We start from the raw sequence: 15,836 nt of genomic DNA, 5'->3' as shown, positions 1-15,836 counted from the left end.
CCCGTCAGGGTGAAAGAACGGATCTGTGGGGGAGGTCATCCTGCTGATGACTCTCGTTCTTAGATCCGAAGGCGGCTCGAAGTCGGACCAATATCGCTGTCAGAACGCCATTGACCACAGAAGGTTCCACCGCGGTCGGCCTCTGTCAAGATAATGGAACAGATCTATCGTGGCGGATCTTGAAGACTTCAGATGCTAATGACTCTGATCTGCTGGATCGATGATCTGGGTGCGATGTCCAGCGAGGAGCCGGTGCCACTCACGCCGCACGCCGCTGCGGCCGGTGGTTGCCCGGTACGGGGGCGCATCACCGCGCCGCCTCCTCGCGATGCGTCTCCCGCGTGGCTCTGCTCGGTTGACCCGAACCACCACATGTATCCCGCACAACGAGCCCTGCAGATGTGGATATCTGTACCGTTTTGCCTCGCCTATTGCTCGCACCATCACGGGAGTTCGGCACGAGTCTTCCCCTGCGGATCGGCTGCTGCCATAGTGGCGTCCCGAATAGATCTGGTTCATCCGATCGCAAGGGGATGCCGTGACTGCAAGCGCAGGCAGGGGAGAGGCGGACGACGCGGCGGAGCGTTACCGTCCGGGCTACGAGCTGGTCGCGGAGCAGCTGCTGGGCTACATCGTCGAGCAGAACCTGATGCCGGGCGACCGCTTGCCGACCGAACAGGGCCTGGCCGAGATCCTCGGTGCGACGCGCAACGTCACCCGGGAGGCGGTCAAGGTCCTGGCAGCGATGGGCAGGCTCAGCGTCCGTAAGGGGGCCGGCATCTTTGTCGCCGCCTCGCCGGGGGAGTTGGCCAATGATCAGTTGGCGCACTTCCAGCCCACCAGCATGGAGCATGTGCTGATGCTGCTGGACTACCGGCGGCTGATCGAGTCGGAGACGGCGCGGCGTGCCGCGACCCTCGCCACCCCCATCGAGGTGCGGGCGATCAGGGAGAACGCCGAACTGACGCTGGCTGCCGGAAAGACGGTCGACGCCCAGGAGTTCGCCCGGGTCGACGCCCTGTTCCACGAGTGCGTCGGCAACGCCGCCCACAACCTCTTTCTGCGGTCGAGCGTGGCCAACATCCGTCGGCTGTTGTCGCAGTCGGACGTCCTGCTGTTCCACGGGGACCTGCCCGGCTCGCTCGAAGTCGCGGCGGACCAGCACATCGCCATCACCCAGGCCATCGCAATGGGCGACGACGAGTCCGCGGCGGAGCTGATGACCGCCCATATCGACACCACGCAGCATCAGTTCGAGCGCAGGATCCGTGACCGCGTGTTCAACGTCAGCACCAAACCGGCACCTGCCGGTCCGCAACCGTCGGAACAGCAGGCGTCGTCCGCCTCGTAGCGCGGACCTCGCAGGCACTCCGGAGACGCGTGGCTGGCGAACCCGGCCAACGAGGCGTACTTCGCCGCCGATGTCAGCAGTGCCTTCAGGACCGCCGCCGACGAGGTGTCGACCGGCTGGTCGAACACCAAGTTCAGCGACGCCACCGCCTGGTCCAGTGTGGTGCTGCCCGCGCTGACCGCCGGCACGTCGCTGACCTCCACCCTGCCCGCCTGGCAGACGGCCATCGCCAACGAGGCGAAAGGGGTCGGATGCGCGGTGACCACGCGAGGACGCTGCTGGAAGCCCGGCACGTCACCGCTCCTGCTCACCGCGACGATCATCCACCGCGGCGCGGCGGCGGCTTCGCGGACGTAGCGAAGGTATGAGGCGGGGCGCAACGAAAGAGTGAGAACGCCTGCCGCGCGTTCTCCGCCCGTGGCTCAGCAGTCAGTCCCCTGTACGGCACCACGTCACCGTGCTCCGCCCATCGACCGCGCGCGGAACGGAAGCGATCCGAGGGCTGCCTCGCGACGGCTCGCCTCCGACGTTCTCACCGCTCGCCGTGTTGCTTCCTTCCCACCCTAGGAGAGTTCAGTGTTCCCAAGGACCACGCTGCAGCGTGCGGTCGCCGCGACGGTCACCGCAGGACTGGCCGCAGCCCTGACGCTCGCGGTCGGCCCCACGACGACCGCGCACGCGGCCTCGCTCAGCACCGCCTGGCGGAACGGGGCGTTCTCAGAGAACGTCGCCGGCATCGTCGGCCGTTCCGACGTGGTGATCGGCCGCGCCAACACCGCCGACACCCAGTACCTGCCGCTCGGCAACGGTACCCTCGGCGTCGCCGCATGGTCGGCCGGCGGATTCACCGCCCAGCTCAACCGCAGCGACACCATGCCCGACCGCAAGTCACCCGGCCAGGTCCAGATCCCCGGGCTGGCCGCGATGACCTCGGCACCGGACTTCACAGCGACTCTGGACATCTACGACGGGGTGCTCCGGGAGTCCGGCGGCGGTATGACCGCGAAGGTCTGGGTGGCCTCGAACAAGGACGAGTTGGTCGTCGACGTGACCGGCGCCGACCCGGCCGCGGCGCAGACCGCGACGGTCCATCTGTGGTCAGGACGCACGCCTACTGCGGCGGCGTCCGGCGGGACCGGCACGCTCGCGGAGACCTGGGTCGACAACACCGCCCTGGGCAGTTCCGGCAGGACCTTCGGCTCGCTCGCCGCGATCACCGCCGGCGGCAAGGACGTGGCCGCCTCGGTGGTCGACCCCACCTCGGTACAGGTGCGTTTCAAGCCCCACCCGGACGGTTCGTTCCGGGTCGTGGTCGGCGCGCCCCACTGGACCGGCGGTGACGCCGCGACCACCGCGTCACATCTGCTCCGCTCCGACGCCACCACCCCCAAGGCATCGCTGCTCAGGGCCCAGACCGGGCACTGGAACTCCTTCTGGAACAGCACCGGCCTGATGGAGATCTCCTCCGCCGACGGCTCCGGCGCGTACATGGAGAACCTCCGGACGCTCTACCTCTACAGCGAGGCCGCCTCCATGGGCGGCGAGTACGGAGGCAGCCAGGCGGGTGTGGCCGACATGTTCAACTTCGACCAGGACCACCAGGACTGGTACCCGGCGGGCTTCTGGCTGTGGAACCTGCGCGCCGAGATCGCGACGAACATGAGCTCCGGGAACTTCGCGGAGAACATCCCGACCTTCGACATGTACCTCAAGGACCTGCCCGCCATTGAGTCCTGGACCAGCGCCCAGATGGGCGGCAAGCCCGGCGCGTGCGTCCCGGAGACGATGCGCTTCAACGGTAACGGCTGGTACTCGGGCGGCACGGGCAACGCCTCCTGCAGCCTGGCCGCGTCCCCCGACTACAACGCCGAGACGATCACGTCGGGCGCCGAGATCGCGCTGTGGACATGGCAGCAGTACCTGGACACCAAGAGCCTGCCCTTCCTGCAGAGGTACTACCCGCTGATGAAGCAGTCCGCCACCTTCCTGCTGGCCTACCAGAGCGTGGGATCGGACGGCTTCCTGCACGCCACCGCCAACGCCCACGAGACCCAGTGGAACGTCTCGGACCCGACCACCGACCTGGCCGCCGACGCCGCGCTGTTCCCGGCCACCGTCGCCGCAGCCGAGCTGCTGCACAAGGACGCCGGCCTGGTCACGGAGCTCAAGAAGGCACAGGCCGAGATCGAGCCCTACGCCCGTACCGACGCGGCAACGCACACCCAGCTGCTGACCCCTGCGGACGACGCCGCCGGAACCGATGTCATCTCCGACTCCTACCAGCCCGCAGCCGCCCTGAACAACGGCGAGAACATCGGCCTGGAGCCGGTCTGGCCCTACGGCCTGATCGGTGACGACTCCTCACTGACCGCGCTGGCCACCCGCACTTACACCAGCCGTCCCAACAACGGCGGCGACTGGAGCATGGACGCCGTCGACGCGGCCCGCCTCGGTCTGGCCGACCAGGTCCGGACGGACCTGGTCAGCATCACCGAGCGGTACCAGGCCTACATGGCCGGGACGTCGAGCGCGTTCGGTGGCGCCCCGGGTGACGAGCCCTACCTGGAGCAGTCGGCAACGGTCGGCACCGCCCTGAACGAGGCGCTGGCCACCGACTACGACGGCACCCTGCGATTCGCGCCGGCCTGGCCGTCGGACTGGAACGTCTCCGGCACGGTGTACGTGCAGAACGGCTCCAAGGTCGACGTGCAGGTGCAGAACGGCACGCTCACCACCGCGGCACTGGTCGCCGGCAAGACAGGCCCCATGACCGTCCGCAACCCGTGGGCCGGGAAGTCCGGCCACGCCGTCAAGGTCGTCAACGGCTCCAACGGGGCCCTCGTGACGGGGCCCACCACGGCGACCACCTTCACCCTGCCGGTCAGGGCCGGCACGTCCTACCTGATCGAGGACACCGCCGCACCCACCACCGGCTATCCGTTCGCCCGAGTCACCGGTACCGCCGCGACCACCGCCAAACACCTGGGGCCGGTCCAGATCGGAATCGACCCGCCGGTCCGCGCGGCCTCCCTGGCCGCCAGCTTCGACAACGTCGGGATCACCGCCGACGACAACACCGACGTGGGCAACTACGACGGCAGCCAGGCCAGTTACTCGCAGACCGCCCTGGACGACGCCGGAGCGGCGCCGGGCGCAAAGGTATCCTCCTCGGGCGTCGACTTCACGATGCCCGAGGTGGCGGCCGGCAGCCCTGACAACACGGTCGCCAACGGCCAGATCATCACCTTCAGCGGTTCCGGGTCCACGCTCGGTTTCCTCATCTCGGGCGACTACGGCTCGGCCACCGGAACCGGCACCCTCGCCTACACCGACGGCACCACCCAGAGCTACACCCTCACCGCACCCGACTGGTTCTCCACCGATCCACCGGCCGGTGGCGCGGTGGCAGTCAACTCGGCCTACCAGAACCGGCCGGGCAACACCAGCTACCAGCACTCCGCCGACATCTTCTCCGCGACCGTCCCCGTCGACCCCGGCAAAACCCTCGCCTCTGTCACCCTCCCCGCCGTCGGCGCCCTCGCCGCAGGCAACCCGGCCCTTCACGTCTGGGCCCTCTCCCTGGGCTGATCCTCACCCCGCCGCACGACCGGACAGGAACTCCCGTCCGGTCGTGCGGCTACCCACCTGTGCACGGCAGCCGCTGTCCGCGCTGAACATTCGGGTGGATTTCATCGGCAGGGGCGCGGCGACGAGTGCGGGGACACGGGGCGGGGCGCCGTGGACCCGGGTGCGCGGAGGCCGGCGACGACGACGCCGAGCATGCGGCCCGCGGCCGTGCGGTCCGGGCCGGCGGCGCCGGCCACGGCGGTGACCAGGGCCAGGACCTCGGCCCATTGCAGGGACGGGCGGATCCGGCCACGGTCGAGCGCCCGGGTGAACAGCGGCGCGGCGGTGACGCGGATGCGTTCGTGCCACTCGTCCACCTCGGCCTTTGGTTCCTCCGGCACGAGTGCGTAGGCGGCGACGAGGGTGTCGCGCAGGCCGCGGCTGGCCTGCATGTGCTCCACGACGATGCCGAACCAGTCGAACAGGGCGTCGTCGTGGTCACCGTCCTCGACGCGCGTCCGGGCTTCGGCGCACAGTGCGTCGATGGTCTGCGCGTAAACCGCGCTGAGCAGCGAGCGGCGGGTCGGGAAGTGCCGGTACAGCGTGGCGTTCGAGACCCCGGCCCGTACGGCGATCACGTCGAGGGGAGCATCGGCGCCGGCGTCGTGGAAGACCTGCGTCGCCGTCTCGAGCAACAGCGCCCGGTTGCGTCGTGCGTCCTTGCGGGCGGGCTGGTCGGCCACGTCACTCTCCTTGCCAATCCGGGGAAGCTCCCCGTATCGTGCCACGAACAGCGATCCGGGGAGACTCCCCGCTTTCAGAGAGTCGAGAATCACCCATGACGTCTTCCAGCCCGGCTGAGGTGGTCCGCGCGATCAACACCCTGCGGGCCGCCGGCGACTTCGACGCGGCATTGCGGCACATCGCCCCGCGCTCGCTCGACCAGGGTGTCGAGTCCGACCGGGCGCAGTGGCGCCACAAGTGGGAGGGGATCCTCGCCGGGGTTCCCGACTTCGCGGTCACCGCGCTGCAATGCATCGAGAACGGTGAGTGGGTGGCCAACCGCTACCGGATCACCGGCACCCACACCGGAGACTTCTTCGGCCGGCCCCCGACCGGACAGCGGTTCGAGATCGCCGGCATGGACATGGTCCGCGTCGTCGACGGCCGCCTGGTCGAGCACTGGATCGTCGCCGAGCCCTTCTGACCGCCCGTCCGTTGCGACGGCCGTTGGAAGACCCGTCACCGGCGTCCCCCCGGGGTTCGAAGTCGCCCCCGCCAACGGCGATCAGGCCGAGACGATGGCCTCTTGGCTGACCTCGGGCGCGAGGTCGCGGCGATGACGCGGTCTGTTCGAAAGGTTGTCGCTGTGCAACGATGGTTGGACGGAGAGATTGGCCGGTGTCCTGCCGCGTGGTGCGGGAGGGCTGGTTACGGGTCCCGGGCATAGCCCCCACCACGGGCATTCGGTCCCGCCATCGCTGCCGGGTCGCTGTTGACGGCGCCCCAGTGACCTTGGGCTCATGACCCCCAAGGGGGCGCCCACTGTGCTCATCACCACGTCGAAGGACGGCGTCGCAGCCGTCATAAGCCCGAGCGGCGAGATCGACTTCGACACCCTGCCCGGCCTCCTCGCCGCCGAGCAGGAGCTTCCGCAGTCCGTCAGGCAGGTGACCTGGGACCTGCGGGACGCTGTGTTCATGGACGTTGCGGGTCTTCACCTGCTCTTTCAGCAACGGCTCGTCTGCTGGGACAGACATCGGACGTTGATCGTCACCGGCCTGCAGAAGCAGCCGATACAACTGCTCCAACTGGCCGAGGAACTGTTCCCGGCCGGCCACTGGAGCGACTTCCTTCCTGCGAGCAGACCAGCATCTGCCGCTTGAGGTACGGAGGTTTTCCAGCGCATCCCGCTGGGCACCGCAGCTCTCAGCGGGGTTCTGCCCTTGCGGCGGGAGCGGAGCTGACGTGCCGTGTCCACGACCACGTGCACATGGACGCCTGCCCTCGGACCGACCGGACTCTTGGGCGGCCGGTGGGGCGAGGTGCTTCGCTGCGCGGTGGCTGCGGGTCGACGACGGTGATTCGGTCGGGCGGGGAAGCGGAGGGTTTTCGTGGTTCTTCCCTGGTCCGGTGAAGTGGTCCACCAGGCGCCGGGCCCGGCGTCACTGCTGCGCGATTTGGACGCGGAGCTCCGGCTCCATCAGTTCGACGCCGACTCGACCGCACGGTTCATGGGTGCCGCGGACGACACGGATCTGCTGAGCAACTCCGCGATGTACGCCCTGGCGGCCCGCGATCGGACGGGAGAATTCACCGACACCGGGGCAGGGGCCCTCGCCGAGCTGTTCCTCAGGAACGGTGAGGTCTCCTTGGGCATCTACGAGCGTCGGCTGACGTACACAATACGTTCCCTGCTGCAGACCCTCGACCTCGTGTACGAAGTCGGCGGGAGTGTGCGGGCTCGGGCTTCCATCTCGCCGCTGGGTACTTCCTATTACCTGTCCGACCGGATCTTCGCGTGCCTGCCCGAGTCCGACGGATACCCGGTCGTCGTGTCCAGGGGTGCCGAAGGGGACTTCGGGCCCGTGATGCCTCCGCATGCGAGCACTCTGTGCCTCCTTGAGCACACGACCGCTCGCGGCGGAAGGCTGCTCGACGTCGGAACAGGTTGCGGGGTGCTCGCACTTGCCCGTGCTCGTGGATACCGGAGCGTGCGCGGCATCGACATCGATCCGCGCGCCGTCGCCTACGCGAAGGCCAATGCGCTGCTTGCGGGGTGCGAGGCGGCTTTCGACGTGAGCGACTTCCGCGCCTGCCGGCAGGACTTCGGCCCGGCCGACCATCTGCTCTTCAACGCCCCGTCCCGGAACGACGATTCCGCGGTGTCGCAGGGGGTGTCCCGGCTGCACACCGCAGGCCTGATCGAGGAGCTGATCGAACACCTTCCCCGGGCTCTTGCGGCGCCAGGCGGTCTGGCCGAGGTGCTGGTCATCATCCCCGTCCCCGAGCGTGCGGAAGGTGCCCGCGACGTGGTGGGCCAATGGACCGGCGGGCACGCGCCCGTGGTCGTCGACGTGCGCGAGGTGGAGGACCCCGCACTGACGATCACCGCCGAGGCTATCGAACGGCTCCGCATTCGCCCGGGGTGCGCACTGGCGGACAGCCGGGAGGAACGGGCCGCGCTGGCGCGGGCGCTGAAGTCCTCGCGCACCCGCCGGGTCGCCCCTGCGGTCCTTTCGATCCGCGCCCGACCGGCCGCCTGACTCGCTGAGACGGTCGCACCAACGGGGACATCGCCGAACTCCGTGACCGGTGGCCCACCGGCCGCCAGGCGGACCGGGGAGGAGTGACGCGTCGGAACGTGTCGTCACAGCGCCCCGTGCAAGCCGCCCGCGTCCACGGTCAGGGCCGTTCCGTTGACGTAGGAGGACCGTTCCGACAGCAGGAAGGCCACAGCCTCCGCAACCTGTGCGGGGCTGCCGACGGATGCGCCCGGGTTCTTTCGGCGTAGGTCCACGAGAAGGCGGTCGCGCAGGCCGCCCAGCATCCGGGTATCGATGACACCTGGGCAGACGGCATTGACCCGGACGCCGTCACGTGCGTACTCAGCCGCCAGTGCCCTGGTCATCCCGATCACCGCGTGCTTGCTCGCCGTGTAGGACACCGACAGGCTGTCAGCGGCACGCAGCCCGGCCACCGACGCGCAGTTGACGATGCTTCCGCCCCTCGCGGCGGACATCAGCCGCAGCTCGTGCCGCAGGCAGCGCCACATACCCTTGACGTTGACAGCGAAGACCTGGTCGAAGTGACCCTCTTCCGAGTCGTGGAAGCGGGTGCCGCGCAGGATCGTGTCGGTCCCGATCACCCCAGCGGAGTTGAACGCGCCGTCGAAGTGAGGAAGCAGGCCGGGCAGCGCGTCGAACAGGGCGTCGACGCTCTCATCCACGGTGATGTCGACCGGGACGAAGTGCGTGTTGCCGGCGGACAGTTCGTTGCTGAGCCGGGTGCCCGCGTCCTTGTCCCGCCCGCAGAAGACCACCGTGTGGGTGATCTCCTGGGCGAGCAGACGGACTGTCGCCTCCCCGATGCCGTGGGTACCGCCCACTACGAGATAACCGCGGCTGGTCGCATACGGGTCAGCCATCGTGGTTCCTGTCTGTCGGCGGGGCGATGCCGGCGGCGGCCGCGGCCGCGCGCAGCCGGCGGGCGAGGGCCGGAAAGCCATCCGGGTCGTGGGCAGCGGTGACGGCGGTGCGCAGCGCGCCGATCCCCGTGCCCCATGTGCCGCTGAGTGGCACCGTAAGGAGGCCGGCGTCCAGGGCCGCCGAGAACCACCGGTCGGCCGCGTCGTCACCGCCGGCCCCGAGGGGCACGATCGCCGCGGCCGACGCCCCCGTCCCGAACCCTTCGGCGTGCAGGGCCTCCCGCCAGCGGTCGCCGTTGCGACGGAGCCGGCCGACGAGCCCGGCGCCGTCCCGGAGGAGCGTTGCCGCGGCCTCCGCAGCGACGAACGCGCCGATGGGGGAGATCGGGGTCGAGAACACCGCGCCACGGTCGCCGCGCAGCCGTTCGGCCAGGCGCCCACCGCACGTGACGAACCCGCCGCTTGACGCCAGAGCCTTCCCCAGCGATCCGACCCGTACGTCAATGCACCCGGTCATGCCGAAATGCTCCTCGATCCCCCGTCCCGTCGGCCCGATCTGGCCGAGGGAGGACGCCTCGTCGACGTACAGGGTGCAGCCGAAGTCCCGTGCGCAGGACGCCAGCCCGGGCAGGTCGGCGATGCCACCCGTGCTGCCGGACAGTGCCTCGGCGGTGATGACGCTGCCAGGGCCTGGGGCGTGGGCCTTCAGCTGGGCGGCGAGGTCCTCGACATCCTGGTGCCGATAGACGTGCAGCACGGCGCCGCTGAGCACGCATCCGTCGAGCACGGAGCGGTGCGAGCGCTCGTCCACGAAAACGGTTCCGCCGGGTCCTGCGACCAGGGGGATGGCGGAGGCATTCGCCAGGTAGCCGGAGCTGAACAGCGTGACCGCCTCGGCGCGGAAGATCCGGCGTAGCAGTGTCGCGAGCCGTTCGTGCTCCTGGGAGTGCCCGTTGATCGCGCTCGAACCGTGCGGTGCCAGGGAGGTCGCGCTGTTCACGAACGCGGCGACACGGCGGCGGATGCCCGCGTCACCGCCCAACCCCAGGTAGCTGTTGGAGCAGAGGTGCTCCAGGTGACGTCCGTCCACTTCGACGGTGGTCTCGGTGACCTTCGACGCGGTACGGACGCGCTGCGGTCCGCTCCGGCCCCCAGGCGTCTTTGCGTACGGTGCGACGGACACCTCCGCGGGTGGCGCAATCAACGACTGCTCGGGAGGTCTCGCCGGTGCGTACGTTGAGGGGAAGGCGGCCGCAGCGACGACGGATCCGGACCCTGACAGGGGAGCGTCCTCGTCCGGCTCCATGGACGTCGCCGCGATCAGCTCGGCCGCGGTCATGGTGTGCGTGAGGCGACTTCCGTACCGGGTGCGCCAACCGCTGCCGAGCCGGCTGACAAGCGAGACGAACCGCAGTGAGTCGACACCGAGGGCCGTCAGCGGTACGTCCATGGGGAACCGGTCGAGGCCGGTGTGGCGACGAACGAACTCGCCCAGCAGGATCTCGGCGTGGCGTTCCGGCCCGGGCGTGGATGGCGGCTCGTCACCCCCCGTGTCGCCGCCTCTCCCCTCGCCGCCCGGAGCGTGGGCCAGTGCCACGAGCTGGGCCTGGTCGAGTTTGCCGTTGGCCGTCAGCGGCAGGGTCGGGACGGTCCGCACCTGGTGCGGAAGCAGGTGGGTCGGACGGGTCGCGCCGAGCGCTGCACGGAAGCGCTCCGGTTCGAAGCGGATCGTGTCATCGATCGGGACCAGGAAGGAGACGATCGTGGGGTGCCCGTCCACGTCGACCACCACGCAGGCGGCATCGTGGACGAGAGGGTGGCGCCGGCACGCCTCGCTTATCTCGGTCAGCTCGACCCGATGACCGTTGATCTTGATCTGGGCATCCTCCCGGCCGGCGAACACCACGCCGTGCCGTGGGGAGATGTATCCGATGTCACCGGTCAGGTACAACGGGACACCGGCTTCGCCCGCTGGTACGTCGCGTCGGAACCTCGCCTCTGTCAGCGCGGGATCACCTGCGTACCCGAGGCCCACGTAGGGGCTGCGCACGGCGATCTGGCCGCGCTGCAGAGGCAGGCAGCGCCGACCACCCGGTGTGAGGACGAGGAGTTCGGCGTCCTTCATGCCGGTGCCGACCGGCACCACCGCCGGCAGGAGGTCCAGCCGGTCGGCGGCCGGCAGCCGGAAGAAGCCAACCGCGCGCTGGGTCTCGGTGGACCCGTAGAGGTTCACCAGCTCGGCCCCGGGCGCCGCGAGCATCAGGCCACGGGCCTGCTCCCGGGTCAGCGCGGAGCCCACGAAGAACACCCGTCGCAGCCCGGTGAGCGTGCCTGGCCCGCCACCGGTGAGAAGTGCCGTGGCCGCGGGGTTCACACAGATCACCGCGACACCGGCAGCGGCCAGCCACCGCGGCAGCGCCACCGGGTCGGTGAGGTCGCGCTCCTTCGGCACGCAGATGGTGCCGCCCAGATACAGCGGTGTCATGATGTCCCGCTGCAGCGGGTCATGACCGATGCTGGAGCACATGCCGAATCGGGCGCCCGCGAGCGGCCCGAGCACGCGGTCCATCCAGTCGAAGAAGTACGTGAGCGAGCCGTAGCGGCCGAGCACGGCTTTGGGCGACCCGGTGGTTCCGGAGGTGAACGTCAGCACGGCGGGGTCGTCCGGGCCGAGGCGATCGTCGTGGAATCGGGCTGCCGGCGTCCCCTGTGTCGTCAGCGTGGTCACCGCTCCCCTGACACCCGTGCCGGCCAGGTCCAGGACGAGGTCGGCGCCGGCGAGGCCGACGCAGTGTTCGAGGTGGTCAAGCGGCAACGCCGGGTTGAGCACCGACACGGTCGCGCCCACCTTGTATGCGGCCACCACCGCCACCACGAGGACCCGATCACGGTTGGGTACCAACACGATGCGGCTGCCGGCGCCCAGTCCGCGTTCCTCGAACTGCGCGGCGACGAGATCCGCCATCCGTTCGAGTTCCCGGTACGTGGTGACGCCGTCGGCCTCCGACACGGCCACCCGGCCGGGGTGTTCCGCGCAGACCGCCGAGAAGCGGGCGATGAAGAGAGGCGGTTCGTCGGGTGCGATCGGTATCGGGCGGGTGGCGCAGGGGGCCAGCAGGTCCTGGAGCGGCAGTTCCTCTCCGGCGCTGTCCGCCGTGACGAGCGCCCAGGCGCGTTCCACCAGCGCGGGCAGGCCCTGAGTGTCCTCTCCCGCAGCGACGGACAAGGTCACCCGCGCTCCCGCCTCGTCGATGTGGAGGGCGGTGGCGGGACGCAGCCTTGCCATCAGATCGTTGTGGTCCCGTTCGGCCAGCGTAGACACGAGATGCGACGGTTCCGGTCCCGCTCCTGGTGCCAGGGCCGGTGGCGAGCCGGACAGCAGGGCGGCCAGATCGGCGAGGGTGGCCGTTTCGGGGTCGAGCCGGGTGAGATCGATGCGGGTGAGCTCAACCCCGGTCGGATCGATCGCGGTCGGGCCGGTCCGGGTGGTACCGCGCGGTGCGGGGGCGGGTCCCGTCCGGCCCGTCGGGTTGGGGACGTCCCCGCCGGCCGGAGCGGCGACAGCCACCTGTCCGTCGCGGCACACCGCGTCGAACACCGTGTGGAGCGCCACCGCGTACGCCGTCGCGCGGTGGCCGCCGACCCTCGCGGCGGTGAAGCCGGTGGAGGTGTAACTGTCCGGCCATGACCGGGTGGAGCTCGTCATCGCCGGCGTTGCCTTTCCGAGGGGAGGGGACGCGTGCCAAGGTGCGTCACCGGCGCCGTACCAGGGGCGGACGGCGCCGTCTGCCGATGCGGTCGGAGACGATCAGGGCCAGATGGGCCATCGTGTCCGCGCCCAGCAGGTCGGCGGCGGACAGGTCGGTGCCGAACCGCTGGTTCAGCCGGTTGACCACCTGCATCGCGGCCAGCGAACCGCCACCCAGGCCGACGAACGTCCGCTCCGCGGTGGGTGGTTCGCTGAGGCCCAGCACCTCCGACCAGATCTCGCTCAGCGCGGTCAGCACCTCGTGACCGGCGGGTGCGGGTGCGGGTGCCGCGGCCGGCCGAGCCTGCGCCGCCCGCGTTTCCAGCTCGCGCCGCGCGATCTTGCGGTTGCCGGTGACCGGCAGCTCCGGCAGGACCTCGATCCGAGCCGGGACCATGCTCGACGGGAGCCGCTGGGCGAGGTACGCCCGCGCGGACCGGGCCACCTCCCCGTCGTCAGCGACCCCCGGCGCGCACACGACGTAGGCCGCGAGGGCCTGGACGCGGCCGGCCTCGTCGCGTACCGGCACCACCACCGCCTCGCGCAACGCGGAGTGCTCCCGCAGACAGGACTCGATCTCGCCGAGCTCGACGCGCACGCCGCCCACCTTGACCTGGTGGTCGATGCGGCCGAGGATCTCCACCTCACCGTCGCCGCGCATCCGCACCAAGTCGCCTGTGCGGTACAGGCGCGCCCCCGGCTCCTCGCTGAAGGGGTCCGGGCGGAACTTCTCCGCGGTCAGGGCGGGGTCACCGAGGTAGCCCCAGCCAACGGCGACACCACCGAGGACCTGGTCGCCGGGCTGGTCGATGCCGGCGGGCCGGTCGAACGCGTCCAGCACGTACGCCGTCTGGTTGGCCATGGGCCGCCCGTACGGGATGGACCGCCAGGCCGGGTCGACGTGCTCGATGCGGTAGGTGACGCTGGCGACCGAGGCCTCGGTGGCGCCGCCGATGCCGATGATCCGCGCATCGGGGAACACCCGCCGCACGGCGTCCGGCAGGTCCATCGGAATCCAGTCGCCGCCCACCAGGACGGCCCGCACCACGCCACCGCGATCAGGCCGCCAGGCAGTGAGGAACTGGGACAGCAGCGAGGGCACCGACTCCCACACCGTGATGCCGCGTTCTGCCACCAGATCCGTCCAGTGCCGGACGTCGTTCTCCCGGCCCAGGTCGGGCAACACCACAGTGGCCCCGGCCATCAGCGTCGAGAAGAGGTCGAGGATGCTGATGTCGAAGCTCGGAGAGGAGACTGCCAGCACCCGGTCGCCGGGCCCGAGGGCGATCCGGGCGCTCAGATCCGTGAGCATGGCGGTACGGCCCGCGTGGTCGAGCATCGCGGCCTTGGGGCTGCCGGCCGATCCCGAGGTGAAGATGACGTAGGCGAGGTCCGACCCGTGGACGGGCGGCCGCGGCCCGTGCGGCGCCGGCCGAAGGTCGGCGGGGGAGTCCAGGACGATCACCGGCGTGCGGTGCTGCCCGGCCACGGGACGGCCGCCGGCGGCGATCACGAGGTCCACCCGTCCGATGCGGCGCAGCGTCTCCTGCCGAGTGCCGGGCAGCAGTGGGTCGAGCGGCACGTACGCCGCGCCTGCCTTGAGAACGGCGTACGCCGCGATCACCAGCTCGACGCTACGGCTGACGGCGACGCCGACCCGCCCTCCGGGGCCCACACCGCAGGCAGTGATCCGCGCGGCCAGCGCGTCGGCCAGCCGGTCGAGCCGCCCGTAGCTGAGGACGTCCGTGCCCTGTTCCACGGCGGCGCGGTCCGGCATGGCCCGGGCGACGGCCTCGATGTGCTCGTGCAGGCAGGCCGTCTCCGGCAGCGGAACACGGGTGCGGTTGACGTCTGCCAAGAGCTCGCGCTCGGCATCGGTGCGGTGGTCGACGGAACCGATGAGCGTGTTGTCCGGAGCGAGCAGGTAAGCGGCGACGTGGTCGGCGATCCTTGCCGGCGCTCCGGGGTCGGCGGGTGTCGCGGCGCAATTGGCGGTCACCGTCCAGGTGCTGTCCGCGTGTGGGGTGAAGCGCAGGGTCACGTACTCGCCGAGCGCCACGTCCACGACATCCTCGGACACCGCGTCCGGCGTTCCGTCCGAGCCGGCCACCGGCGCGGGACGGTCCCCGACCGATCTGGACAGCCCGGCGCGCAGAGTGCCCATCGTCGGGTTCGGGCAGGGATCGCCGGCCGAGGCCGCGGTCCAGGTGCCCGTGGCCGGGCTGCGGACCAGGAGGCGCGTGGGCGGCTCACCGCAGTAGCGGGTCGCGAGGGCGTGGACCGCGGCGGCGAACGCGCCGGCGCCGACGGCCGCCGGGTGCACCGGGACGCCGGTCGCGGTGGTCGCGGGCCCGTCTGTCCACAGGACCGGGAGTACGGGGTCCGCGCGCTCAGGCATGGGCCGCCCGATCCGGCACCGGCCGCAGCCGGCCGTACCCGGTCAACGACGTCAGCTCCACGGTGGCCTCGCAGCGGACCCGCTCGTAGTCGAGTACGAATTCGCCCACGAATCGGACCGTTCCGGAATCAGCGCCGGACCGCGCGGCGGTCAGGTCGCTGGCGGCGGGATCCACGGGCACCGTCAGTTCCGTGCCACCCTGCGTGGTGGGGAAGTACAGGCGTATCTGGCCGCGGGCCGCGGTCACGGCGAGGTCCTCGCCGTCGCGCAACCGCACCTCGACCGGGTGCTCCCGCGCCGAGAGACGGGACACCAGCGAGGGGGGCTCGTCCTGCGCCTCCTCCTGTGGTTCGTCCGCCGCCGGGACGCTGTTCCCTGCCGCAGCAGCCTGTTCGGCTATCCGCCGGCGCACGGACAGCGGCCGCATGTCTGTCCACACCTCGGCAATGTGGTCCAGGCAGTGCTGCTTGCCGCCGGACACGCCGACGGCGTCCCAGCCGCCGGGCAGCTCCTGGTCCGCAGGCCAGATCGAGTACTGCTCCTCGGCGTTGACCACGACCCGGTACTCCTGGGCGTCGGCGTCCATCAGGCCTCTCCTCGGTTCTCCGCACGGCGGTGCGGTGCT

The 15,836-nt window shown here is 70.5% G+C and carries 11 protein-coding genes; 6 read left to right on the top strand and 5 right to left on the bottom strand.

The window, feature by feature from the left end; all coding sequences use genetic code 11:
* The first annotated feature begins 538 nt into the window (after window positions 1–538).
* The 3 genes from C4U44_RS28545 to C4U44_RS28535 all read left to right on the top strand — a co-directional run bounded on the left by C4U44_RS28545 (window position 539) and on the right by C4U44_RS28535 (window position 4,939).
* The gene (locus C4U44_RS28545; RefSeq protein WP_235032416.1) at window positions 539–1,351 is read left to right on the top strand and encodes a FadR/GntR family transcriptional regulator; all 813 of its coding nucleotides are present in this window, start codon (window positions 539–541) and stop codon (window positions 1,349–1,351) included.
* A gap of 105 nt (window positions 1,352–1,456) precedes the next feature.
* On the top strand, window positions 1,457–1,708 hold the full coding sequence (locus C4U44_RS42770) for a hypothetical protein (protein WP_235032415.1): 252 nt from the start codon (window positions 1,457–1,459) through the stop codon (window positions 1,706–1,708).
* A 219-nt stretch (window positions 1,709–1,927) separates the two neighbouring features.
* Window positions 1,928–4,939 carry a hypothetical protein gene (locus C4U44_RS28535; protein ID WP_103888931.1) on the top strand — a complete coding sequence of 1,004 codons (3,012 nt, stop codon included), beginning with the start codon at window positions 1,928–1,930 and terminating at the stop codon, window positions 4,937–4,939.
* A gap of 101 nt (window positions 4,940–5,040) precedes the next feature.
* Here C4U44_RS28535 and C4U44_RS28530 read toward each other — a convergent pair whose 3' ends face one another.
* Window positions 5,041–5,661 carry a TetR/AcrR family transcriptional regulator gene (locus tag C4U44_RS28530; protein WP_160145130.1) on the bottom strand — a complete coding sequence of 207 codons (621 nt, stop codon included), beginning with the start codon at window positions 5,659–5,661 and terminating at the stop codon, window positions 5,041–5,043.
* A 95-nt stretch (window positions 5,662–5,756) separates the two neighbouring features.
* On the opposite strand from C4U44_RS28530, the gene C4U44_RS28525 reads away from it, so the two are divergent.
* The 3 genes from C4U44_RS28525 (at window position 5,757) to C4U44_RS42765 (ending at window position 8,184) form a co-directional block, all read left to right on the top strand.
* Entirely contained in the window at window positions 5,757–6,125 is a 369-nt protein-coding gene (locus C4U44_RS28525; RefSeq protein ID WP_103888929.1) for an ester cyclase, read from the top strand.
* 316 nt (window positions 6,126–6,441) lie between these two features.
* The gene (locus C4U44_RS28520; protein WP_200823438.1) at window positions 6,442–6,804 is read left to right on the top strand and encodes an STAS domain-containing protein; all 363 of its coding nucleotides are present in this window, start codon (window positions 6,442–6,444) and stop codon (window positions 6,802–6,804) included.
* 228 nt (window positions 6,805–7,032) lie between these two features.
* A complete protein-coding gene (locus C4U44_RS42765) occupies window positions 7,033–8,184 on the top strand; it encodes a 50S ribosomal protein L11 methyltransferase (protein ID WP_235032414.1) in 1,152 nt (383 codons plus the stop codon).
* Between the two features lie 104 nt (window positions 8,185–8,288).
* Here the strand turns inward: C4U44_RS42765 and C4U44_RS28510 are convergent, their stop codons facing one another.
* Genes C4U44_RS28510 through C4U44_RS43780 form a run of 4 tightly spaced genes read right to left on the bottom strand, consistent with a single transcriptional unit; the run spans window position 8,289 to window position 15,797 of the window.
* Entirely contained in the window at window positions 8,289–9,065 is a 777-nt protein-coding gene (locus tag C4U44_RS28510; RefSeq protein WP_103888928.1) for an SDR family NAD(P)-dependent oxidoreductase, read from the bottom strand.
* A complete protein-coding gene (locus C4U44_RS28505) occupies window positions 9,058–12,771 on the bottom strand; it encodes an aminotransferase class I/II-fold pyridoxal phosphate-dependent enzyme (RefSeq protein WP_103888927.1) in 3,714 nt (1,237 codons plus the stop codon). Before C4U44_RS28505 ends, C4U44_RS28510 begins: the two co-directional genes overlap by 8 nt.
* Before the next feature lie 46 nt (window positions 12,772–12,817).
* On the bottom strand, window positions 12,818–15,211 hold the full coding sequence (locus C4U44_RS28500; protein WP_103888926.1) for a non-ribosomal peptide synthetase: 2,394 nt from the start codon (window positions 15,209–15,211) through the stop codon (window positions 12,818–12,820).
* Window positions 15,204–15,797, bottom strand: coding sequence for an MbtH family protein (locus C4U44_RS43780; RefSeq protein ID WP_103888925.1), 594 nt, complete (start codon window positions 15,795–15,797; stop codon window positions 15,204–15,206). Before C4U44_RS43780 ends, C4U44_RS28500 begins: the two co-directional genes overlap by 8 nt.
* Between the last annotated feature and the right edge of the window lie 39 nt (window positions 15,798–15,836).

Source organism: Actinacidiphila yanglinensis (assembly GCF_900107965.1).
Classification (GTDB): Bacteria; Actinomycetota; Actinomycetes; order Streptomycetales; family Streptomycetaceae; genus Actinacidiphila; species Actinacidiphila yanglinensis.
The sequence above is the reverse complement of the archived record's forward strand: the minus strand, read 5'-3'. Positions and strand labels throughout refer to the sequence as shown.